We start from the raw sequence: 19,367 nt of genomic DNA on the forward strand, positions 1-19,367 counted from the left end.
AGTCGATGCCGGCGATGTCCAGGCCGATCATCCGGGCCGCCTCCTCGGCGATCTCGACGTTCTCCGGGTGCGCCTCGAACGTGCGGTCGATGGAGATGCCGCCGGTCGACATGTTGCCGGTGAGGGCCAGCTTGACCATCAGGCCCTCGGGGGGGACGTCGGTCATCTCGAAGCCCTGCTCGCGGACGAGCCCGGTCGCGGCCTCGTCGACCTTGATCCGGGTGAGCACCTTCTCGTGGCCGACGCCGCGGCGCGGGTCGGCGTTCGCCGTGTCGACCAGCTGCTCGACCGTGCTGGTGCCGTCGCCGGTGACCGAGGCCGGCACCCGCTCCGCGATGGCGGCCACCCGGCCGTCGATGATCAGGCACCGGTAGTCCTTGCCGATGACCAGCGACTCCACGATGATCCAGCCGCCCCGGGACTCACCCTTGGCGATCTCGAACGCCTCGCGAACCTCGTCGTCGTCCTGGAGGTCCAGGCAGACCCCGCGACCGTGGTTGCCGTCGAGGGGCTTGACCACGACCGGGTAGCCGATCCGGTTCGCCGCGCGCACGCACTGGTCCGCCGTACGCACGGACTCCTGTTTGGGGACCGGCAGGCCCGCCGCACCGAGCAGGCGGGTCGTGAGGTCCTTGTCGGAGGCGATGTCGACGGCGATCGCGCTGGTCTCCGAGGTCATCGTGGCGCGGATCCGCTTGGCGTGGACGCCCTGGCCCAGCTGCACGAGCGAGTGCTGGTTCAGCCGGATCCACGGGATGTCGCGCGAGACGGCCTCGTCGACGATCGCCTGCGTGGACGGGCCGAAGGCGGTGCGCTCGGCGCGGCGGATGAAGTCGTCGCGCTCGGTCTCCCAGTCGAAGTCCGGGTCGCCCTCGACGAGGTGGTTGACCAGGCGTACGGCGAGGCGCCCGGCGCTGAGGCCGACGTTCTCGTCGACGTAGCCGTAGATGATGTTGTAGCGGCCGGGTTGCCCCTTCACCTGGCGCGTCTTGCCGCGGCGGATGTCGTGGCCGACCAGCTGCTGCAGCGCGAGCGCGGCGTGCTCCGCGACGTGGCCGAGCCAGGTGCCCTCGTTGAGCCGCTCGAGGAAGCCACCGCGCCGACCGCGCGAGCACGAGTGCTCCCGCAGGCCCGGCAGCATCGAGACGATGTCGTCGGTGAACCCGGGGATGGTGTTGCTGGGGAACTGCTCGAGCGAGCCGAGGTCGACCACGAGGTGGATCGACTTCTCGTAGGACCAGACGTTGGCGCCGCGGTAGACGCGGGTCTCGACGATCTCCAGGTCCGGGGTGGGGCGCTCACTCATGCACGTACTCGCTTCGCTCCGTGCGCGCATGGGGCACATGTCGCACTGTGTCGGATGACGACCTCGCCACGCTCGGTCATGCGTGGTCTTCCTCGGTCGGGCTCGGGCTGGGGTCGACGGCAGCGCGCGACGTGCGCCTCATCTTCAGGCGGCGGCGGATGGCGGCCGGGGTGGCGTCGGCGGCGGCGATGTCGCGGGCGAGCTGGCGCAGGTCGCGGCTGGCCTCGGCGAGCTCGTCGGCGTCCTCGGGGTCGATCACCGGGTCCCGGGCCACCAGCTCGCGCGTCGAGAGGTTGAAGACCGCCCCCTCGGGCAGCACGTGGAACAGCACGCCGCTCGCCAGGAGCGGCGAGGACCGGGTGGCCTCGTAGGCGTTGGAGACCATGCGCGTGCCGTCGAAGAGCGTGACGGCGCCCTTGCCCATGACCCGCATGACCATGTCGCCGTCCACGTCCTCGACGAGGCCGCAGGTGTCCTCGTCGACGCCGATCCCCAGCAGCTGCGGGCTCTGCGCCACGATCATCAGGAGCCGGCCGTAGCGGTTGCGCTGGTCGAAGTGCTGGTCGATCACCGCGGCGTCCACGAGCCCGAGGCCGGCGGCGACCTGGGTCATCCGCTGCTTGGGGGTGGCGCCGCCGACGCCGAAGGCGACCATGTGCGACGACTGGATGCTCGCGCCCGCCGACGTGCCGGCGACGACCGCACCGCGCTCGTGGGCGCGCAGGATCGCGTCACCCACAGGCGTGCCGCACACGATCGACGACAGCTTGAGCTGGTTGCCCCCGGTCATGAAGACGCCGGTGGCCTCGTCGAGCGCCTTGACCAGCACGGGGTCGTGGGCCTGCTCGCGGCTCTCGGGGCGTACGGCGTCGACGCGGGCCGCACCGAACTTGGTGAAGAGCGCGTCGTAGACGTCGACGACCTCGCGTCCGAGCGAGGAGGCGGTCGGGATGACGGCGATCCGGGCGTCCGTCCCGCCGCTGAGTGCGACGAAGTGCTTGAGGATCGTCGGCTTGCGCACCTTGTCCTCGGCGCCACCGATGATCATGAGTGGTCCGTGGGGCATGACACGCAGGCTAGCGGCTGCAAGGCTGGACGCATGCAGCAGTCAGGGAGCGACGGGACGAGACGCCTGGTCGTCATGCGTCACGCCAAGGCCCAGCCGACGGCTCCGTCGGACCAGGAGCGGGCCCTGGCGGACCGCGGTCGCGGCGACGCGGAGGCAGCCGGTCGCTGGTTGCGCGACCAGGGGATCACCCCCGACGCCGCCCTCGTCTCGGACGCGGTGCGGACCCGTCAGACCTGGGAGCACGTCGCCGCAGCGGCCGCGTGGGACGTCGGGCCCGACTTCAGTGCCGGCCTCTATGCGGCAGGGTCGGACTCCACCTTCGACCTGATCCGCGAGGCCGACGCCGACGTCGCGACGCTGGTCGTGATCGGTCACAACCCGACGATGGCCTCGGTCGCCGAGCTGATCGACGACGGCGACGGCGACGAGGACGCGACGACCGGCCTCGTGACCCGTGGCTTCCCCACGTCCGCCCTCGCCGTCTTCACGGTCGAGTGCACCTGGGCCGACCTCGGGCCGGGCACCGGGCGCCTCGAGGCCTTCTACGCCGGCGACGGATGACCGGTCCGTCCGTCGTGGCGCGGTTGCGCGCCGCCGGATGCGTGTGGGCCGAGGACGAGGCCGCGCTCCTGGAGGAGGCCGCAGCGACCCCTGCCGAGCTGGAGTCCCTCGTCGCCCGCAGGGTTGGTGGCGAGCCGCTGGAGACCGTGCTCGGGTGGGTCGAGTTCCTCGGGCGTCGCCTGGTCGTCGCCCCCGGGGTGTTCGTCCCGCGCCGCCGCACCGAGCTGCTGGCGCGTACGGCGCGCTCCCACGTCGTCGCGCGGAGCGGGACGAGCGCGGAGGTGGTCGTCGTGGTCGAGATGTGCTGCGGGGTCGCGCCGGTCGCGGCCTGCCTGGACGGGCTGGCCGGCGAGGTGCATGCCGCCGACCTGAGTCGGGTGGCGCTGGAGTGCGCCTCGGCCAACGCGCCGGCGAGCATCGTCCACCGGGGCGACCTCTACGCCGCGCTCCCGCACGGCCTGCGGGGGCGGATCGACGTGCTCGCGGCCAACGCGCCCTACGTCCCGTCCGGCCGGATCACGACGATGCCGCCCGAGGCGCGCGACCACGAGCCGGTCGTGGCCCTGGACGGGGGCAGCGACGGCGTCGACCTGCACCGTCGGCTGGCGAGCGGAGCGGCCGACTGGCTCGCGCCGGGGGGCGTGCTGCTCATCGAGACGAGTCCCGAGCAGCTGTCCCTGACGACCGGAGCCATGGCTGCCGCCGGCCTGGCGACGGAGGAGGCGTACGACGAGGAGGTCGGGGGATGCGTGGCGGTCGGGCTGCGCCCGCTCAGCTCCCGGGCTCCAGCGGGGGCGCGGGCGTGACGATGCCGACGGCCGCGTCGGCCTCCTCGATCTGCTCGCGGGAGATCCCGAGCAGGTAGAGGATCGCGTCGAGGTAGGGAACGTTGACGGCCGTGTCCGCGGCGTCGCGCACCATCGCCTTGGCGTTGTAGGCGATGCCGAGCCCGGCGGCGTTGATCATGTCGAGGTCGTTGGCGCCGTCGCCGATGGCGATCACGGCGTCGAGCGGGACGCCCACCTCGGCCGCGAACTCGCGCAGGGCAGCCGCCTTGCCGGCACGGTCGACGACCGGGCCCACGATCCGGCCGGTCAGCACGCCGTCGGCGATCTCGAGCTCGTTGGCCCGGGCGAAGTGGATGCCCAGGTCGGCCGCGAGGCGGTCGGTGATCTGCGTGAAGCCGCCCGAGACGATCGCGAAGCGGTAGCCGAGCCGCCGCAGGGTGCGGACCATGGTCCGGGCACCCGGGGCGAGCTGGATGGAGGCGTAGACCTCGTCGAGGGCCGCGACCGGGACGCCCTCCAGGAGCGCGACACGCTCGCGCAGCGACTGCTCGAAGTCGAGCTCGCCCCGCATCGCCGCCTCGGTCACCCGGGCGACCTCGGCCTCTTGACCGGCGTGCGCCGCGATCATCTCGATGACCTCGCCCTGGATCAGGGTCGAGTCGACGTCCATCACGATCAGGCGGATGCCGCGACGGTGCAGCGAGTCGCGCTGGACCGCCAGGTCGATGCCCTGCTTGACCGCCTCGGCGGCGAGCAGCGGGCGCAGTGCCTCCGCGGGTGCACCGGAGACGTGCAGCTCGATGGCGGTCACGGGGTAGCGCGCCATCCGCTCGATCTTGTCGATGTTGGCGCCGGAGTCGGCGATCCGCCCGGCGATCGCGGACATCGCCGAGGCCTTCAGCGGATTGCCGATGATCGTGATGTGCGACCGGTCGCTGGACCGGCTCCGGTTGTCGCCGGCGCCGCGGTCGACCTCGACGTTCATGTCGAGCTCGGCGGCGGTGCGCTCGATGACGTCGCGCAGCTTCTTCCAGTCCCGCGGAGCGGTGACGAGGATGCCGAGCACCAGCCGGCGCCGCAGCACGATCTGCTCGATGTCGACGACCTCGACCCCGGCCGCCGCGAGCGCGGCGAAGATCGCGGAGGTGACGCCTGGCCTGTCCTTGCCGGTCAGGGTGACCAGCAGCGTCTTCGGCTCGTCTTCCATGGTGTGGGAAGGCTAGTCCGGCCGGTCGGGGGACGGGCACGGAGTCCGACCACCGGGCGTGGCCCGACCACCCCGGCTCACCGGTCCGGCCACACCTCGGGCGAGCACGCCGCCACGATCGCGCGGCGAGCCGCCCGTCCCAGCGGCTGGAGGAGGGCACGTCGCTGCTCCACCTCGTACGCCGAGATCGCGCCACCGTCGTCGGCAAGGGCCAGGTCGACGATCGCCCACGCCTGGAGCCCGCGTGCCGCGAGGTCCACGCAGCGCGGTGGGGTGCCGAGGGGTGCCCCGAGCGCCGGACGGTGATGGAGGTTCATGAGGGCGTCGGCCGCCTCCGGGCGCCAGCGGGCGACGTCGAGCGCGGCCAGGTCGCCGGCCGCGCCGATCAGCGACTCGCGCAGCCCCCGGTCCGCCTCGCCCACGTCGGGCAGCTGCCGGGGGCTCGCCCCGAAGGGCCGCCACTGCACGGTCTCGCCCTGCACCTGCGGCACCAGCCCGAGGCCGCCCGCGATGATCGCCTGCCCGGCGTCCAGGGCCGCCTCGTTGAGGTCCCGCGGGCCGCCGAGGCCCAGCGGGTCCCCCTCCACGGGCAGCGCGAGCCCGGCGTACGGCGCTCCGCTCGCACGCGAGCGCGCCAGCAGGTCGAGCGCCGAACCGCCCTCGAGCAGATGGGTGTCGTCGGCGAGCACGTCGAGCACGTGGTCGGTCTGCTCGTGGCCGCGCAGCCACGCCGTGAGCCACCAGGCGAGGACCGCCGAGTGGGGGAGGGCGAGGTGGGAGGACGACATCGCGGGCGAGGCTACTCGCTGCCCATCAGCGCAGGGCGGCCCGTCGTGTTGGTCCCGGGGCGTGCGGTCGCTGCTGGATAGGGTGAGGACCATGGTTGCCGTCATCGAGTTCGCGGGGGTCACGGTGCGCCGTGGCCAGACCCTGCTGCTCGACGACGTCAGCTGGGAGGTCGAGGAGGACGAGCGCTGGGTCGTGCTCGGCCCCAACGGCGCGGGCAAGACGACGCTGCTCCAGGTCGCCGCCGCCCAGCTCCACCCGACCACGGGGGTCGCCGGCATCCTCGACGAGGTCCTCGGCACCACCGACGTCTTCGAGCTCCGCCCCCGCATCGGGCTGACGAGTGCCGCGCTGGCGGACCGCATCCCCCGCAGCGAGCTGGTCAAGGACGTCGTCGTCTCCGCGTCGTACGGCGTCGTGGGCCGCTGGCGCGAGCACTACGCCGACCTCGACCACGACCGCGCGGGGGCGCTCCTCGCCGAGGTCGGGGCCGGTCACCTCGCCGACCGCACCTTCGGCACCCTCAGCGAGGGGGAGCGCAAGCGCGTGCAGATCGCCCGTGCCCTCATGACCGACCCCGAGCTGCTGCTCCTCGACGAGCCGGCCGCCGGCCTCGACCTCGGTGGCCGCGAGGACCTGGTGGCGACGCTGTCCGAGCTGGCCCTCGACCCCGACTCGCCCGCGACCGTGCTGGTCTCCCACCATGTCGAGGAGATCCCGCCCGGCTTCACCCATGCGCTGCTGCTGCGCGAGGGCCGCGTGGTCGACGCGGGCCCCGTGGAGGACGTCGTCACCGCCGAGACGCTGTCGGAGGCCTTCGGCATGCCGCTGCTGCTGAGCCGCGCCGACGACAGGTTCGCCGCCCGGCGACGTCCTGCCGAGCGGATCCTTCAGCGGTGACTGGATAGGCTCTCGGCATGGACTGGATCCGCGACCACCTCTGGGAGACCTGGCTGGCGCTGTCGATCGCGCTGGGCGTGGCCGAGATGTTCAGCCTCGACCTCATCCTCGCGATGCTCGCGGCCGGCGCGGTGATCGGCATGGTCGCCGCCCTGATCGGGCTCCCGGTCGTCGTCCAGGTCCTTGCGGCGCTCGCCGCGTCGGTGGCCGCGCTCGCGCTCGTGCGCCCCACGGTCATCAAGCGCCTGCACGGCGGTCCCGAGCTCTCGCTCGGCCACGGCAAGCTGGTGGGCACCCGATGCCTGGTCACCGAGGAGATCTCCGGCCTGAACGCCGGCCGGATCAAGGCCGGCGGTGAGACGTGGACCGCGCTTCCCTACGACGAGAGCCTGCGGATCCCCGCGGGTGAGACCGTCGAGATCCTGCAGATCAAGGGTGCGACGGCCTACGTCCACCCCGTCGGCTCGCTGGAGTCCTGAGCGAGCGCCACCCAGCCACACCACCAGCCACACCAACATCCGGGGGAGAACCGAATGCCGACAGCCTTGTTGGTCCTGTTCCTGCTCATCGTCCTGTTCGTCGTCGTCCTGCTCTCGAAGACGGTGAAGATCGTGCCCCAGGCGCGTGCCGCCATCGTCGAGCGGTTCGGCAAGTTCAAGGCGACGCTGCCTGCCGGCCTCAACATCCTGGTGCCGTTCATCGACAGGATGCGCTACCTCATCGACCTGCGCGAGCAGGTGGTGAGCTTCCCGCCGCAGCCGGTGATCACCGAGGACAACCTGGTCGTCTCGATCGACACCGTCATCTACTTCCAGGTCACCGACCCGGTGGCGGCGACCTACGAGATCGCCAACTACATCCAGGCGATCGAGCAGCTGACCATGACCACGCTGCGCAACATCGTCGGCGGCATGGACCTCGAGGAGACGCTGACCAGCCGCGACTCCATCAACTCCGGCCTGCGCGGTGTCCTCGACGAGGCCACCGGCAAGTGGGGCATCCGCGTCAACCGCGTCGAGCTCAAGGGGATCGACCCGCCGCCCTCCATCAAGGACTCGATGGAGAAGCAGATGCGTGCCGACCGCGAGAAGCGCGCCGTCATCCTCACCGCGGAGGGGCAGCGGCAGGCCGCGATCCTCACGGCCGAGGGTTCGAAGCAGTCGCAGATCCTCAACGCCGAGGGTGACCGCGAGTCGCAGATCCTGCGCGCGCAGGCCGACCGCGAGGCCTCGATCCTCCGGGCCCAGGGCGAGGGGCAGGCCATCCAGACCGTCTTCCAGGCGATCCACGACGGCCAGCCCGACCAGTCGCTCCTGGCCTACCAGTACCTCCAGATGATGCCCAAGATCGCCGAGGGCAGCGCCAACAAGGTGTGGGTCATCCCGTCCGAGATCACCAAGGCGATGGAGGGCCTCGGCTCCTCCATCCACGAGATCGCCGGGATCCCGCGCGAGGCCACGCCGCGCACCCGGGTCGACATGGGCCCCTCCGAGCCGCAGCTGCCGAAGCCCTCGGGGACCGGCGCGACCAGCAAGGCCGTCGAGGAGGCGATCGCGGAGGCGGAGTCGGTGGCGCAGACGCCCACCGGGACGACCTCCTCCGTGTCCCCGTCGCTCGACACCCCCGCGGCGGACGCTCCCGCTGAGGGTGGGCCCCCGCAGGAGTGAGTCCGCTCGAAGCCGTCCTCGTCACCCTCGCCGGGGTGGCGGCCGGCACCATCAACACCGTGGTGGGGTCGGGAACGCTGATCACGTTCCCGACCCTGCTGGCGTTCGGCGTACCCCCCGTCACGGCCAATGTCAGCAACACTGTCGGCCTGGTCCCGGGCAGCATGTCCGGGGTCTTCGGCTACCGGCGCGAGCTCGCCGGACAGCGCTCGCGGGTGCTGCGCCTGGGCTCCGCGTCCCTGCTCGGGGGAGTCGCGGGTGCCCTGCTCCTGCTGGTCCTGCCGTCGTCGGCGTTCGACGCGATCGTGCCTGTCCTCATCCTGCTCGGCGTGCTCCTGGTCATCTTCGGTCCCCGGATCCAGCGCGCCGTCGCCACCCGCGCCGAGGCGCGCGGCGGCATCCCCGACCACGGCGTGTGGTGGGTGTGGCCGGCAGTGGCCGCGACCGGCGTGTACGGCGGCTACTTCGGCGCCGCGCAGGGGGTCCTGCTGATGGCGGTGCTCGGCATCGGGGTGGCCGACTCGATGCAGCGCCACACCGCGACCAAGAACGTCCTGGCGCTGATCGTCAACGCCGTCGCCGCCGTCGTGTTCATCGCCGTCGCCGACATCGACTGGGTGGCGGCCGGGCTGATCGCGCTCGGGTCGGTCATCGGCGGCCAGCTGGGCGCCACCGTGGGTCGCCGGCTGGCGCCCGGCCTGCTACGCGCCGTGATCGCTGTGGTCGGGCTGACCGCCCTGGTGGTCCTGCTCCTCTGAGCCGGCCGGGGCCACCCACGCGCGCAGCCACGTGTCGATCTCGGTGTAGGCCAGGGCCCGCACCTCCGGGCGCGACAGTACGATGTCGTGGATCGCGCCCTCGATGCCGATCGAGGTCACGTGCCGGCCGACGGAGGACGCCCAGCGCCGGATCTGCGCGACGTCCAGGACGATGTCGTGGGTGCGGGCGTGGTCGTCGGGCCGGGGGCCGAAGTAGGAGTGGGCCGAGGACAGCACCAGGGTCGGGCACTCGACGTCCAGCCCCGCATGCAGCTGTGCGTGGCCACGTCGTACGGCGCGCAGCCAGCCGACGTAGATGGGACGCGACTCCAGCGGCTTCCAGGTGAGGTCGTAGTCCCACTCGCCCCCGTGCTCGTGGTGCAGGGCACGTCCGTAGACGCCGCTGATCTTGCGCGGGATCTCCTGCATCGGGCGGCTGGACCCGATCCGCTCGATCGCCACCCGGGCCGCCGGACTGCGCAGCCACGCCGAGCCCTGCATGTCGAACCACGGCGAGTTCAGCACCATGGCGACGAGCTCGTCGGGACGCCGCTCGTGGGCCCAGAGCGGGACCGTCAGGCCGCCGGTGGAGTGGCCGGACGCGATGACCTCGCGGTGCCCGTCGCGCTGGGTGATCCGCCACCAGGCGAGATCGATCTCGGCGAAGTACTCCCGCAGGTCGGAGATGTAGTGGGGCGTCTGGTGCTCGCGCAGCGAACGGCCGTACTTGCGCAGGTCGAGGGCGTAGAACGTGTAGCCGCGGGCAGTCCACCACTCGGCGAACTCGGTGTGGAAGAAGTAGTCGGCGAAGCCGTGCACGTGGAGCACGGCCCGACCGTTGGGGTGCGCCGGCTCGAGCGTGACCAGCGTGGCGACGACGGGGCCCTCGCTGTCGGGCGGGAGTGAGATCGTCTCCACCCGGTAGTCAGGTCCGAGCACGTCGGCCTGCATCGGCACCAGGGGCATGCTGCGAGCCTATCCAGCGGCGACGGATCTCGTGGTTCGACCTCAGGTTTCGCCGCCAGCGCTTACCCTTCAGCCGTGGCGAACGCGTTGGGGACCGTGCTGCGCGGGTTCTCGGCCTACGTCCAGCAGCGGGTCGAGGGGTGGCGCACCGGGTCCCGGGGCAGCCAGGCCTTCCTGCTGCTCGTGCTCGTGGGTGCGGTCGCCCTGTCGGTGGGGGTCGGATACCTGGCCGAGCGCGTCGTCCCGGTCTCCCTGTGGTTCCTCTTCCTGATGGTCGGCACGATGCTGCTCCGCTTCGTGCCGCTGCTGGTGCTGGTCGCGGTGCTGGCGGTGGTGGCCTTCTGGACCTCGATCGAGACGAGCTTCGCCACCGCGAGCCGCTCCGCGGCGCTGGTGATCTTCGCCGTTGCCATCATGCTCGCGGTCTACCAGTCCAGCCGGCAGCGCTCCGGCCTGCCGATGGCGCTGAGCGAGGCGGTGCTCACCCAGCTGCGCGACCGGCTCCAGCGCCAAGGGGTCGTGCCGCCCCTGCCCAACGGGTGGCGCTCGCAGTCGGCGACGATCACGGCCAACGGCCCCAGCTATGCCGGAGACTTCCTCGTCGCCGACCTCCGCGACGGGCGGTGGCTGGAGATGGCCCTCGTCGACGTGTGCGGCAAGGGCACCTCGGTCGGCCCGCAGGCGCTGCAGTTCGCCGGCGCCCTCGGTGGCCTCATCGGGGCGTTGCCCCCGGCGGAGCTGATGGCCGCGGCCAACATGTTCCTGCTGCGCCAGGAGTCCGACGAGTCGCTGGCCACGGCGGTCCACATCAAGGTCGACCTCGTCACCGGCGACTACACGATCACCAGCGCCGGCCACCCGCCGGCGCTCCACTGGCACCTCGGCGAGCGCGGGTGGTCGATCGACAACGCACGCGGCATGGCCCTCGGCGTGATCGCCGAGGCCGACTTCACCCCGAGCCGCGGACGCCTGCGCCCCGGCGAGGCGCTGATGTTCTACACCGACGGCGTCATCGAGACGAGCGACCGCGACCTCGACGACGGCATCGAATGGCTGCGTGACGTGGCCCTGCAGGCCGTCGACGCCCGCGGGTTCACCGGCATGCCGAGGCGGGTCCTCAAGAAGGTCCCGCGCGGCGACGACGACCGGGCCATGCTCGTGCTGGAGCGCCAGCCGCTCACCTCCCCGGAGCGCGACTCCGAGCGCCTCCGCGGTCTCGGCGGCTGACCGGTCCCCTCAGGGCCCGCGCGAGTAGAGATCGCGGATGACGTCCTCGATGTCCGGCTCCTGGATCGACAGGTCCGCGACGTCGTACGCCGAGGCGACCGCCGCGACGATCGGCGCGGCACTCGCGTCGGTGGGGAAGGACAGCCACTGCCGCGGGCCCTCCACCCTGCGGACCTCCGCCCCGGGTACGTCGATGGGCGGGGCCTCGTCGACCAGGTCGACGACCAGGGTGCGGCTGGACCCGCCCTGCGCGTGCAGGCCGGCCAGCGAGCCGTCGTACACGCCCGTGCCGTGGTCGATGACGATGACCCGCTCGCAGAGTGCCTCGATGTCCTGGAGGTCGTGGGTGGTGAGCATCAAGGTGGTGTTGCGCTCGGCGTTGAGCGAGCGCAGGAACTCGCGCAGCCTCCCCTTGCTGACGACGTCGAGACCGATCGTGGGCTCGTCGAGGTAGAGCACCTCCGGGTCGTGGAGGAGGGCGGCGGTGATGTCGCCGCGCATCCGCTGTCCCAGGCTCAGCTGGCGCACCGGGGTGTCGAGCTGCGCGCCGAGGTCGAGGATCTCGACGAAGCGGTCCAGGTTCTCCCGGTAGCGGGCGAGGGGGATGCGGTACATCTTCTGGAGCAGCTCGAAGGAGTCGACGAGCGGGAGGTCCCACCACAGCGTGGACCGTTGGCCGAAGACGACGCCGATGCGGCGGGCCAGCTCGACCCGGTTGCGGCTCGGGTCGAGGCCGACCACCCGCACCTGGCCCCCGGTCGGCACGAGGATGCCGGTGAGCATCTTGATCGTCGTCGACTTCCCGGCGCCGTTGGGCCCGATGTAGCCCACCATCTCGCCGGGCTCCACGGAGAAGGTCAGGTCGTGGACGGCCACCACCTCCTCCCGGACGCGGCGGCGGCGCCCCTCGACCCGTCGGCGCACGTCGAAGGTGCGCTCGAGGTCGTGGACCTCGATCAGCGGCTGGGACATCGGTCAGCTCCCGGTGGAGGTGTAGTGGCGGACGCCGGAGCGCCACACGAGCACGGCCGCGGCCATGGTCAGCACCCCGGCGAGCGGGGAGGCGAACTGGAACGCGTCGGGCGTGCCGAAGGGGTCGGTGCGGCCGAGGAGGTAGAGGCAGGGGTACCAGTTGACGAAGGCGACCGGGATGACGAAGGTCAGCCCGACCAGCACCTCGCGGGGGAAGATGCTCAGCGGGTACTGCGTGACCGTCGCGCCGCCGTAGGTGAAGGCGTTGGCGAACTCCGTCGCGTCCTGGGTCCAGAACTGGACGCAGGAGAAGCCGACGAAGAGGCCGAAGAACACCATCGCGCCGCTGACGAGCATCGACACGGCGACCAGCACCCGCAGCGGTGTCCACTCGACGTAGGTGCAGGCCCAGCCGAAGACGACGCTCGCCTGGGTGAGCCGGCCGAGGCGGCGCAGGGTGAACTGGTCGGCACAGACCTGCACCAGCAGCGGCACCGGCTTGGTCATCATCTGGTCGAGCCGGCCGGTGCGGATGTAGGTGCCGATCCGCTCCACGCTGCCGATGGCGGTGTCGGCGATCGCGAGCGCCAGCGACGCGCTGCCGTAGAGCAGGGCCACCTCGTGGAGGGAGAACCCCGCCAGGTCGCGCAGGTGGGCGAACATGATCCACAGGCCCACGAAGTCGAGCCCGGTGATCAGGCCGTTGCCCACGGCGAGCAGCACGAACGACGTGGGGTACTGCCAGGCCGCGCGGATCCAGAGCCACGCGATCTGGCCGTAGGTGCGCAGGTGCTGTGCGGGGCCCGTCTCATCCACCCTGGACCACCACCTTGCGCGTGGCCAGCCGCAGCACGCCCTGGCAGACGCCCAGCAGCACCGCGGCCCACATCGCCTGGAAGCCGAGGGCGGCCGCGAGGTCGGTGCCGGTGTGCTTGCCCAGCCAGATGTCGGCCGGCACCTGGACGTACGACGCCCACGGCAGGGCGTTGGCGAGGGTGCCGAGCCAGCCGGGGAAGAGCACCAGCGGCAGCATCATCCCGCTGAAGAAGATCGCGAAGGCCCCGCTCATCACCTTCACGCCGGACTGGTCGAGCAGCCAGAAGGCCGTGCTCGCCACGAGGAATCGGATCGCGAAGCTGACCACGACGGCGAGGACGAGCGAGACCGCGAAGGCGCCGGCGGTCAGGGTCGACGAGGGGAGCGCGATGTGGAAGACCAGCACGCCGATCAGCGTCGGCCCGAAGCCGCGGGTGACGAGGTGGTAGGCGGCGCGGCCCAGGTCGCTCGCGAGGTACCACCCGACGATGCCGACGGGGCGGTAGAGGTCGATGGCCACGTCACCGGTGCGGATCCGCTCGGCGAGGTCGTCGGTCGTGCCGCCGCCCCACAGCGCGATGGTCATCAGCAGCGCCTGGCCCAGCCAGACGTACGTCACCGCGTCCTGGGCGTCGTAGCCACCGGCCGTCGGGTTGGCGTCCCAGAGGGCGAGGTAGGCGTAGGAGTAGATGATCCCGAACACCGAGTTGGTGAAGATCCCGGCGAGGGTGGCGGCGCGATAGGTCGAGTAGCGCCGGAAGGCACGGGTCGCGACGGCGACGTGCAGCATCCTCTTCCCCCTTCACGACAACGATCCCCGGCCCACCCACGAGGGGGCCGGGGATCGTCTCACACCTGCGGGGTGCGGCGCACCGGGCAGTCGAGCGGTGTCGAGGGGGAGCGGTCAGCCGTGGCGGACGAGGTTGACGACGCCGATCGTCCGGCCCTGCGAGTCACGGGTGATCGCCACGCCGGCGCGACGCGCACGGGGGCTGAGCAGGATCTCGCGGTGGCCGGGGGAGTCGAGCCAGAGCTCGACCATGTCGGCCGGGGTCAGGCCGGTACCACGGACGAGCGTCTCGCCGGCCCAGGAGTTGTGGCACTTGCGGATGATCTCGTTCTGGTCACGGTGCTCGAAGAGGCCGGTGCGGGCGATCCGCGCGCCCCACTGCTCGGCGAGATCGTCGGTGCAGACGTCGAAGGTCCAGATCTTGCGCAGGCCGTGGGCGACGCGCGCGGCGTTGATCTCGACCATGAGCGTGTCCTCGAGCTCGTCGGTCGTCAGGCTGCTGACGTCCTTGACGGTGACGGACGTGGGGACCGACCAGGTCCTGGCCTGCGCCGCGGCGGGCATCGCCACCGCGAGGACGGCCGCCACGGTCACGGTCGCCCATCGGGCGAGGGTGTGGATGCGCACGGGGTTCCTCCAAGGAAGATCCGCAGTAGGGGTTGAGCGAATCTTGACGGAATCTACGGGATTCGGCTACGAGGGTACCCCTAGAGGTGGGGCCAGGGACGAATTCCCGCAGTCAGGCACCACGACTCGCGGAGGGATCATCAATATTCAGGCGGTATTGCATACGGACCGTCTGGTACGGATCAAAGCGGCTTGACCGTTCCTCCGTGGTGAGAACGCAGAAAGAGAGGCCCAGTGGTCTGGACCGCGGGGGTCCGGACCGCTGGGCCTCTCGGCGCGAGCGGGGAGGATCAGTGCTGGTAGGTGCCGTGCAGGACCGCGCGTCCCAGGGTCTTGAAGGCGAGGTTGAAGGACACGACGGCGTTGGAGGCGTCGGCGTCCACGCCCAGGGAGGCGTCCTTCACCGCGTGGACGACGAAGAAGTAGCGGTGCGGCTGGTCCCCCTCGGGCGGAGCGGCGCCCATGAAGCCCGGCTCGCCGCCGTCGTTGCGGACGTGGAAGGCATGGCCCGGGAGCGTGCCCGCCGCCGCGCCGGTGTCGAGCGAGGTGACGTCGGCCGGGATGTCGACCAGGCCCCAGTGCCAGAAGCCGCTCGGGGTCGGGGCGTCGGGGTCGAAGCAGGTGACGACGTAGGACTGGGTCCCCTCCGGGGCGCCGGACCAGCTCAGCTGCGGTGAGGTGTTGCCGAGTGCGGCCACCTGGTCGTCCTTGAGGGGGGCTCCGTCGGTGACGTCGTCGCTGGTGACGCTGAAGGACGCGGTCGCCGGGAGGAGGTCGTAGGGATTGGGGGAAACGGGGCGCTCGATGCTCATTCCTCGAACCTAGCGACCGCCCCCACGCGCGGGCCAGAGACAATGGGGCATGAGCGTCAGCGGTTCGGCCGATCCCTCGCCCGAGGTCCATCCCTACCTGGCCGGGCTCGTGCTGACCGGTCGCAAGGTGCTCGTGGTCGGGGGCGGGCACGTCGCCCAGCGCCGGGTGCCGACCTTCCTCGCCGCCGGCGGCGTCGTCACCGTGGTGAGCCCTGAGGTGACCCCGGCGCTGGAGGGACTGGCCGGCGAGCTGACCCTCGAGCTCCGCGACTTCACCGAGTCCGACGTCGACGGGGCGTGGTACGTCGTCGCCGCGACCGACGACCCGCTGGTCAACGCCCGGGTGGCCGCCGCGGCCGAGAGCCGGCACACCTTCTGCGTCCGCGCCGACGACGCGCGCGGCGGCTCGGCGTGGACGCCGGCCGTCGGCCACCACGGAAGCGTCACCGTGGGCGTGCTCGGCAACCGCGAGCCCCGCAAGTCGGCGACCCTGCGCGACGACATCGTCACGGCACTCCGCGACGGGCACCTGACCGCCTCCGACGCCCACGACCGCACTCCCGGCGTGGTGCTCGTCGGCGGCGGCCCGGGGGAGCCGGAGCTCGTCACCGTCGCCGCCCGCCACGCGCTGGCCTCGGCGGACGTCGTGGTGGCCGACCGCCTCGCGCCCCGCGAGCTGCTCGACGAGCTCGGACCCCACGTGGAGCTGATCGACGTCGCCAAGCTCCCACGCGGGCGGTCGGCCTCCCAGGACCACATCAACGAGGTCATCGTCGCCCGGGCGCTCGCGGGCAAGCGTGTCGTGCGCTTCAAGGGCGGGGACAACTTCGTCTTCGGCCGCGGCTTCGAGGAGCTGCTGGCCTGCGCCGAGGCCGGCGTGCCCGTCACCGTCGTGCCCGGCCTCACCTCGGCCATCGCCGTCCCGGCGCGGGTCGGCATCCCCGTCACGCACCGCGGCGTCGCTCACGAGTTCACCGTGATCTCCGGCCACCTCCCTCCCGGCCACCCCGACTCGCTGGTCGTCTGGGAGGCGGTGGCCGCCCTGCGCGGCACCCTGGTCCTGCTCATGGCGGTCGACAACGCGCCCGCGATCGCGGAGGCCCTGCTCGCCGGCGGCCGGCCGGCCTCGACCCCGGTCGCCGTGATCGTCGACGGCACGATGCCGACCGAGCGCACCGTGCTGACCACCCTCGACTCCCTCGCCGACGACCTGGCGGCCCACGAGGTGGTGCCCCCGGCGATCATCGTGATCGGTGACGTGGTCGCGGTCGCGCGTCCGGCACACTACGGACGTGGCTGACCTCGTCGAGATCTCCGAGCCCGACGATCCCCGTCTGGCCGACTACCGCGACCTGCGCGACGTGGAGCTGCGCAAGAACCTCGAGGCCGAGCACGGCCTGTTCCTCGCCGAGGGCGAGAAGGTCGTCCGTCGCTCGGTCGAGGCGGGCTACGAGGCGCGGTCCTTCCTCATGGCCCCGCGCTGGCTGGAGGGCCTCGAGGACGTGCTCGCCCGCAGCGCCGGGCCCTGCTACGTGCTCTCCGAGGCGCTGATCGAGCAGGTCACCGGGTTCCACGTGCACCGCGGGGCGCTGGCCTCGCTGCGCCGTCGGCCGCTGCCCGCGATCGAGGACGTGCTCGCCGGCGCCCGGTCGGTGCTGGTGCTGGAGGACCTGGTCGACCACACCAACGTGGGTGCGGTCTTCCGCTCCGGCGCCGCCCTCGGCTTCGACGCGGTGCTCCTCGCGCCGCGCTGCGCGGACCCGCTCTACCGGCGCTCGATCAAGGTCGGCATGGGTGCGGTGTTCAGCACGCCGTGGACCCGCCTCCCGGACTGGTACGACGCCCTCCCGGACCTCTCGGGCCGCGGCTTCACCACGGTCGCTCTCACCCTCTCGGCCGACTCCGTGCCGATCGAGGAGGCCGTCGCCGGCGTCGACCGGCTCGCGCTGGTGCTCGGGTCCGAGGGGCACGGGCTGTCGTCGCGCTGGGAGTCCACCGCCGACCGCCGGGCGATCATCCCGATGCGCGCCGGGATCGACTCGCTCAACGTGGCGGCTGCGAGCGCGGTGGCCTGCTACGCCGCGGCCCGCCGCTGACGCGGTGCCGCAGCCGACGGGCGACCACGACGACCAGCACGGCCGCCAGGAGGACGTAGACGACGTTGCCGACCCCGCCGACGTACGCCTCCACGAGGTGCCACTGCTCGCCGAGCTCGTAGCCGGCCAGGATCAGGGCCGCGTTCCACACCAGGCTGCCGGCGGTGGTGTAGGCGCAGAAGGTCGGCAGCGGCATCCGGTCGATCCCGGCCGGGATGGAGACGAGGCTGCGCACCCCCGGCACCAGGCGGCCGGCGAAGACCGCCGTACGTCCGTGCCGGCCGAACCACGCGACGGCCCGGCGCACGTCCTCGGCGTGCGTGAGGGGGATCCGGTCGGCGAGCGCGCACACCCGCTCGAGGCCCCAGGCCGCGCCCAGCCAGTAGAGCGCGAGCGCACCCACGAGCGACCCCGCGGTCGCCCACGCGATCGCCGCGACGAGGGAGTAGTAGCCCTCGCTGGCGGTGTAGCCCGCCAGCGGCAGCACCAGCTCGCTGGGCACCGGCGGGAACACCGTCTCCAGGGCGGTGGCCAGGCCGACCCCGGGCGAGCCGACGGTCCGCATGACCAGGACGACCCAGTCGAGCACGGCCTCCATCAGCCGCGCTGGCGCAGCGCGTCGTGCAGCACGATCGACCCAGCGACCGCCGCGTTGAGTGAGGACGCCGTGCCGACCATCGCGATGCTGACGACGTCGTCGCACACGGCGCGCCAGCCGGAGGACAGCCCGTGGGTCTCGTTGCCGACCACGACCACCACGCGCCCGCCGAGCGCGACGTCGGCGAGCGGGCTGCCCACCTCGTCGGTGCCGACGATCCGGTAGCCGTGCGCCTGGGCCCACTCGACGAGCGGACCGGGACCGGGCACCCGCAGCACCGTGAGCGCGAAGAGCGACCCGGTGCTGGCACGGACGGCCTGCGGGTCGTAGGGGTCGGCGGCGTGACCGGTGACCACGAGCGCCGAGGCGCCGAAGGCGTCCGCCGAGCGCGCCAGCGTGCCGATGTTGCCCGGGCTGGTGGGCCGGTCGAAGACCACGACGGGGCCGTGGGGGCGGGTGCTGTCGGCCAGGCGCTCCACGCCGTCCTCGGGCATCTCCACGACGGCGACGAGCTCGGCGCCCTCCACCTTGCCGCTGAGCCGCGCGTGCAGCTCGGGGGAGAGGACGACGCGCTCGGCGCGGGTGGTGGCCCAGAGCGCGTCGGCCCAGCCGGAGGCCGTCTGGTCCGACCGCAGCAGCGCCCGCACCGTCCAGCCCTCCTCGACGGCCCGCGTGATCGGCCGGACGCCCTGCACGAGGAACTCGCGGTTGCGGTGGCGCTTCGAGCGGTTGGTGAGCAGTGCCTCCCACTGCTGGAAGCGCGCGTTCTCCCGGGTGATCCGCAGGTCGCTCATGCGGTGGGGTCCGCGGGCCAGGTGAGGGGGTAGTCCTCGGCGGCCGCGTCGTGCTTCTTGCCGAGCCGCTTGCGCGACTTCGCCGAGAGCCGGTCGCCGAAGACCGTGCCGAGCGTGTGATCGGTCTCGTGCTGCAGGCAGCGCGCGAGCAGGCCGTCGCCCTCGAAGGACACGGGCTCGCCGTCCAGCCCCTGGCCGTCGACCCGGGCCCAGTCGGGTCGCGGGCACGGCTCGAAGGAGCCGGGAAAGGAGAGGCAGCCCTCGTCCTCGTCCTCGAGCCGCCGGTCCTTGCCCTCGGGGAGCGTCAGCACCGGGTTGCACACCACGCCAACGGTGCGCACCCCCTCGTCGTCGGGGCAGTCGAAGACGAACATCGCCACGTCCTCGCCGATCTGGCAGGCGGCCAGCCCCACCCCGTCGGCCGCATACATCGTCGCCACCATGTCGGCCGCCAGCGTCGTGAGCGCGTCGTCGTACACCGTCACCGGCTGCTGCGGGCGGTGCATGACCGGCGTGCCCCAGCGGGTGATCGCGCGCACCGTGCCACCCTCGGGGAGCGGGCCGTGCGGTGCCCGGAAGTCGGTTGAGGCGTCGGTCGGGTCGTCGGCTGACATGCGCTGGATCCTA

General features: G+C 72.2%; 22 protein-coding genes. 9 read left to right on the forward strand and 13 right to left on the reverse strand.

What is annotated here, in order from left to right; all coding sequences use genetic code 11:
• Positions 1-1,306 (reverse strand): acetate--CoA ligase family protein (locus JWN97_RS00615; RefSeq protein WP_297616574.1); only part of this gene is annotated, 1,306 nt, incomplete at its 3' end.
• A gap of 76 nt (positions 1,307-1,382) precedes the next feature.
• A complete protein-coding gene (locus JWN97_RS00620; RefSeq protein ID WP_297616577.1) occupies positions 1,383-2,372 on the reverse strand; it encodes a cyanophycinase in 990 nt (329 codons plus the stop codon).
• Positions 2,373-2,405: 33 nt separating this feature from the next.
• Here JWN97_RS00620 and JWN97_RS00625 point away from each other — a divergent pair, with 33 nt between their 5' ends.
• Complete coding sequence (locus tag JWN97_RS00625; RefSeq protein WP_297616580.1) at positions 2,406-2,936, forward strand: histidine phosphatase family protein; 531 nt, start codon at positions 2,406-2,408, stop codon at positions 2,934-2,936.
• Positions 2,933-3,742: a putative protein N(5)-glutamine methyltransferase gene (locus JWN97_RS00630; RefSeq protein ID WP_297616583.1), complete on the forward strand. Its 810-nt coding sequence runs from the start codon at positions 2,933-2,935 to the stop codon at positions 3,740-3,742. The genes JWN97_RS00625 and JWN97_RS00630 overlap by 4 nt, the downstream gene beginning before the upstream one ends.
• On the opposite strand, the gene serB is transcribed toward JWN97_RS00630, so the two are convergent.
• Together serB and JWN97_RS00640 are read right to left on the reverse strand one after the other, a co-directional pair.
• Complete coding sequence (gene serB, locus JWN97_RS00635; RefSeq protein ID WP_297616586.1) at positions 3,708-4,931, reverse strand: phosphoserine phosphatase SerB; 1,224 nt, start codon at positions 4,929-4,931, stop codon at positions 3,708-3,710. The two genes, JWN97_RS00630 and serB, sit on opposite strands and share 35 nt — an antisense overlap.
• 77 nt (positions 4,932-5,008) lie before the next feature.
• Positions 5,009-5,719, reverse strand: a complete 711-nt coding sequence (locus JWN97_RS00640; protein ID WP_297616589.1) for a hypothetical protein — start codon at positions 5,717-5,719, stop codon at positions 5,009-5,011.
• Between the two features lie 91 nt (positions 5,720-5,810).
• Between JWN97_RS00640 and JWN97_RS00645 the strand changes: the two genes are divergently transcribed.
• The 4 genes from JWN97_RS00645 to JWN97_RS00660 are packed head-to-tail and all read left to right on the forward strand — an operon-like array spanning position 5,811 to position 9,042.
• Positions 5,811-6,617, forward strand: a complete 807-nt coding sequence (locus JWN97_RS00645; protein ID WP_297616592.1) for an ABC transporter ATP-binding protein — start codon at positions 5,811-5,813, stop codon at positions 6,615-6,617.
• A gap of 17 nt (positions 6,618-6,634) precedes the next feature.
• Positions 6,635-7,096, forward strand: coding sequence for an NfeD family protein (locus JWN97_RS00650; RefSeq protein ID WP_297616595.1), 462 nt, complete (start codon positions 6,635-6,637; stop codon positions 7,094-7,096).
• Between the two features lie 54 nt (positions 7,097-7,150).
• Positions 7,151-8,284 (forward strand): SPFH domain-containing protein, encoded by a 1,134-nt coding sequence (locus JWN97_RS00655; protein WP_297616598.1) that lies wholly within the window; start codon positions 7,151-7,153, stop codon positions 8,282-8,284.
• The gene (locus tag JWN97_RS00660; RefSeq protein ID WP_297616601.1) at positions 8,281-9,042 is read left to right on the forward strand and encodes a sulfite exporter TauE/SafE family protein; all 762 of its coding nucleotides are present in this window, start codon (positions 8,281-8,283) and stop codon (positions 9,040-9,042) included. Before JWN97_RS00655 ends, JWN97_RS00660 begins: the two co-directional genes overlap by 4 nt.
• Here the strand turns inward: JWN97_RS00660 and JWN97_RS00665 are convergent.
• On the reverse strand, positions 8,986-10,008 hold the full coding sequence (locus tag JWN97_RS00665; RefSeq protein ID WP_297616604.1) for an alpha/beta hydrolase: 1,023 nt from the start codon (positions 10,006-10,008) through the stop codon (positions 8,986-8,988). The two genes, JWN97_RS00660 and JWN97_RS00665, sit on opposite strands and share 57 nt — an antisense overlap.
• Before the next feature lie 75 nt (positions 10,009-10,083).
• Here JWN97_RS00665 and JWN97_RS00670 point away from each other — a divergent pair, with 75 nt between their 5' ends.
• Positions 10,084-11,235, forward strand: coding sequence for a PP2C family protein-serine/threonine phosphatase (locus tag JWN97_RS00670; RefSeq protein WP_297616607.1), 1,152 nt, complete (start codon positions 10,084-10,086; stop codon positions 11,233-11,235).
• Between the two features lie 9 nt (positions 11,236-11,244).
• On the opposite strand, the gene JWN97_RS00675 is transcribed toward JWN97_RS00670, so the two are convergent.
• The 5 genes from JWN97_RS00675 to JWN97_RS00695 form a co-directional block, all read right to left on the reverse strand.
• Positions 11,245-12,207, reverse strand: coding sequence for an ATP-binding cassette domain-containing protein (locus tag JWN97_RS00675; protein WP_297616610.1), 963 nt, complete (start codon positions 12,205-12,207; stop codon positions 11,245-11,247).
• A 3-nt stretch (positions 12,208-12,210) separates the two neighbouring features.
• A complete protein-coding gene (locus JWN97_RS00680; RefSeq protein ID WP_297616613.1) occupies positions 12,211-13,023 on the reverse strand; it encodes an ABC-2 family transporter protein in 813 nt (270 codons plus the stop codon).
• On the reverse strand, positions 13,016-13,813 hold the full coding sequence (locus JWN97_RS00685; protein ID WP_297616615.1) for an ABC-2 family transporter protein: 798 nt from the start codon (positions 13,811-13,813) through the stop codon (positions 13,016-13,018). Before JWN97_RS00685 ends, JWN97_RS00680 begins: the two co-directional genes overlap by 8 nt.
• Positions 13,814-13,927: 114 nt before the next feature.
• Positions 13,928-14,440 carry a CAP domain-containing protein gene (locus JWN97_RS00690; RefSeq protein ID WP_297616618.1) on the reverse strand — a complete coding sequence of 171 codons (513 nt, stop codon included), beginning with the start codon at positions 14,438-14,440 and terminating at the stop codon, positions 13,928-13,930.
• Positions 14,441-14,730: 290 nt separating this feature from the next.
• The gene (locus JWN97_RS00695) at positions 14,731-15,252 is read right to left on the reverse strand and encodes a YbhB/YbcL family Raf kinase inhibitor-like protein (RefSeq protein ID WP_297616621.1); all 522 of its coding nucleotides are present in this window, start codon (positions 15,250-15,252) and stop codon (positions 14,731-14,733) included.
• A 49-nt stretch (positions 15,253-15,301) separates the two neighbouring features.
• On the opposite strand from JWN97_RS00695, the gene cobA reads away from it, so the two are divergent.
• Positions 15,302-16,552: a uroporphyrinogen-III C-methyltransferase gene (gene cobA / locus JWN97_RS00700; protein ID WP_297616624.1), complete on the forward strand. Its 1,251-nt coding sequence runs from the start codon at positions 15,302-15,304 to the stop codon at positions 16,550-16,552.
• The gene (locus JWN97_RS00705) at positions 16,545-17,348 is read left to right on the forward strand and encodes an RNA methyltransferase (RefSeq protein WP_297616627.1); all 804 of its coding nucleotides are present in this window, start codon (positions 16,545-16,547) and stop codon (positions 17,346-17,348) included. Before cobA ends, JWN97_RS00705 begins: the two co-directional genes overlap by 8 nt.
• Here JWN97_RS00705 and JWN97_RS00710 read toward each other — a convergent pair.
• The 3 genes from JWN97_RS00710 to def are packed head-to-tail and all read right to left on the reverse strand — an operon-like array spanning position 17,296 to position 19,354.
• Complete coding sequence (locus JWN97_RS00710) at positions 17,296-17,946, reverse strand: DedA family protein (protein ID WP_297616630.1); 651 nt, start codon at positions 17,944-17,946, stop codon at positions 17,296-17,298. The two genes, JWN97_RS00705 and JWN97_RS00710, sit on opposite strands and share 53 nt — an antisense overlap.
• Positions 17,946-18,740, reverse strand: a complete 795-nt coding sequence (locus JWN97_RS00715) for a TrmH family RNA methyltransferase (RefSeq protein ID WP_297616633.1) — start codon at positions 18,738-18,740, stop codon at positions 17,946-17,948. The genes JWN97_RS00710 and JWN97_RS00715 overlap by 1 nt, the downstream gene beginning before the upstream one ends.
• A complete protein-coding gene (gene def / locus JWN97_RS00720; RefSeq protein ID WP_297616636.1) occupies positions 18,737-19,354 on the reverse strand; it encodes a peptide deformylase in 618 nt (205 codons plus the stop codon). Before def ends, JWN97_RS00715 begins: the two co-directional genes overlap by 4 nt.
• Positions 19,355-19,367: the final 13 nt, after the last annotated feature.

The sequence above is a fragment of the Nocardioides sp. genome, assembly GCF_025965415.1.
In the GTDB taxonomy this organism is placed as follows: Bacteria; Actinomycetota; Actinomycetes; order Propionibacteriales; family Nocardioidaceae; genus Nocardioides.

What these genes read in the sequence shown, in the direction of transcription:
- JWN97_RS00620 (WP_297616577.1), bottom strand. Translation starts at nt 2,372, where the DNA reads ATGCCCCACGGACCACTCATGATCATCGGTGGCGCCGAGGACAAGGTG.
- JWN97_RS00625 (WP_297616580.1), top strand. Translation starts at nt 2,406, where the DNA reads ATGCAGCAGTCAGGGAGCGACGGGACGAGACGCCTGGTCGTCATGCGT.
- JWN97_RS00630 (WP_297616583.1), top strand. Translation starts at nt 2,933, where the DNA reads ATGACCGGTCCGTCCGTCGTGGCGCGGTTGCGCGCCGCCGGATGCGTG.
- serB (WP_297616586.1), bottom strand. Translation starts at nt 4,931, where the DNA reads ATGGAAGACGAGCCGAAGACGCTGCTGGTCACCCTGACCGGCAAGGAC.
- JWN97_RS00640 (WP_297616589.1), bottom strand. Translation starts at nt 5,719, where the DNA reads ATGTCGTCCTCCCACCTCGCCCTCCCCCACTCGGCGGTCCTCGCCTGG.
- JWN97_RS00645 (WP_297616592.1), top strand. Translation starts at nt 5,811, where the DNA reads ATGGTTGCCGTCATCGAGTTCGCGGGGGTCACGGTGCGCCGTGGCCAG.
- JWN97_RS00650 (WP_297616595.1), top strand. Translation starts at nt 6,635, where the DNA reads ATGGACTGGATCCGCGACCACCTCTGGGAGACCTGGCTGGCGCTGTCG.
- JWN97_RS00655 (WP_297616598.1), top strand. Translation starts at nt 7,151, where the DNA reads ATGCCGACAGCCTTGTTGGTCCTGTTCCTGCTCATCGTCCTGTTCGTC.
- JWN97_RS00665 (WP_297616604.1), bottom strand. Translation starts at nt 10,008, where the DNA reads ATGCCCCTGGTGCCGATGCAGGCCGACGTGCTCGGACCTGACTACCGG.
- JWN97_RS00675 (WP_297616610.1), bottom strand. Translation starts at nt 12,207, where the DNA reads ATGTCCCAGCCGCTGATCGAGGTCCACGACCTCGAGCGCACCTTCGAC.
- JWN97_RS00685 (WP_297616615.1), bottom strand. Translation starts at nt 13,813, where the DNA reads ATGCTGCACGTCGCCGTCGCGACCCGTGCCTTCCGGCGCTACTCGACC.
- JWN97_RS00695 (WP_297616621.1), bottom strand. Translation starts at nt 15,252, where the DNA reads ATGAGCATCGAGCGCCCCGTTTCCCCCAATCCCTACGACCTCCTCCCG.
- cobA (WP_297616624.1), top strand. Translation starts at nt 15,302, where the DNA reads ATGAGCGTCAGCGGTTCGGCCGATCCCTCGCCCGAGGTCCATCCCTAC.
- JWN97_RS00710 (WP_297616630.1), bottom strand. Translation starts at nt 17,946, where the DNA reads ATGGAGGCCGTGCTCGACTGGGTCGTCCTGGTCATGCGGACCGTCGGC.
- JWN97_RS00715 (WP_297616633.1), bottom strand. Translation starts at nt 18,740, where the DNA reads ATGAGCGACCTGCGGATCACCCGGGAGAACGCGCGCTTCCAGCAGTGG.
- def (WP_297616636.1), bottom strand. Translation starts at nt 19,354, where the DNA reads ATGTCAGCCGACGACCCGACCGACGCCTCAACCGACTTCCGGGCACCG.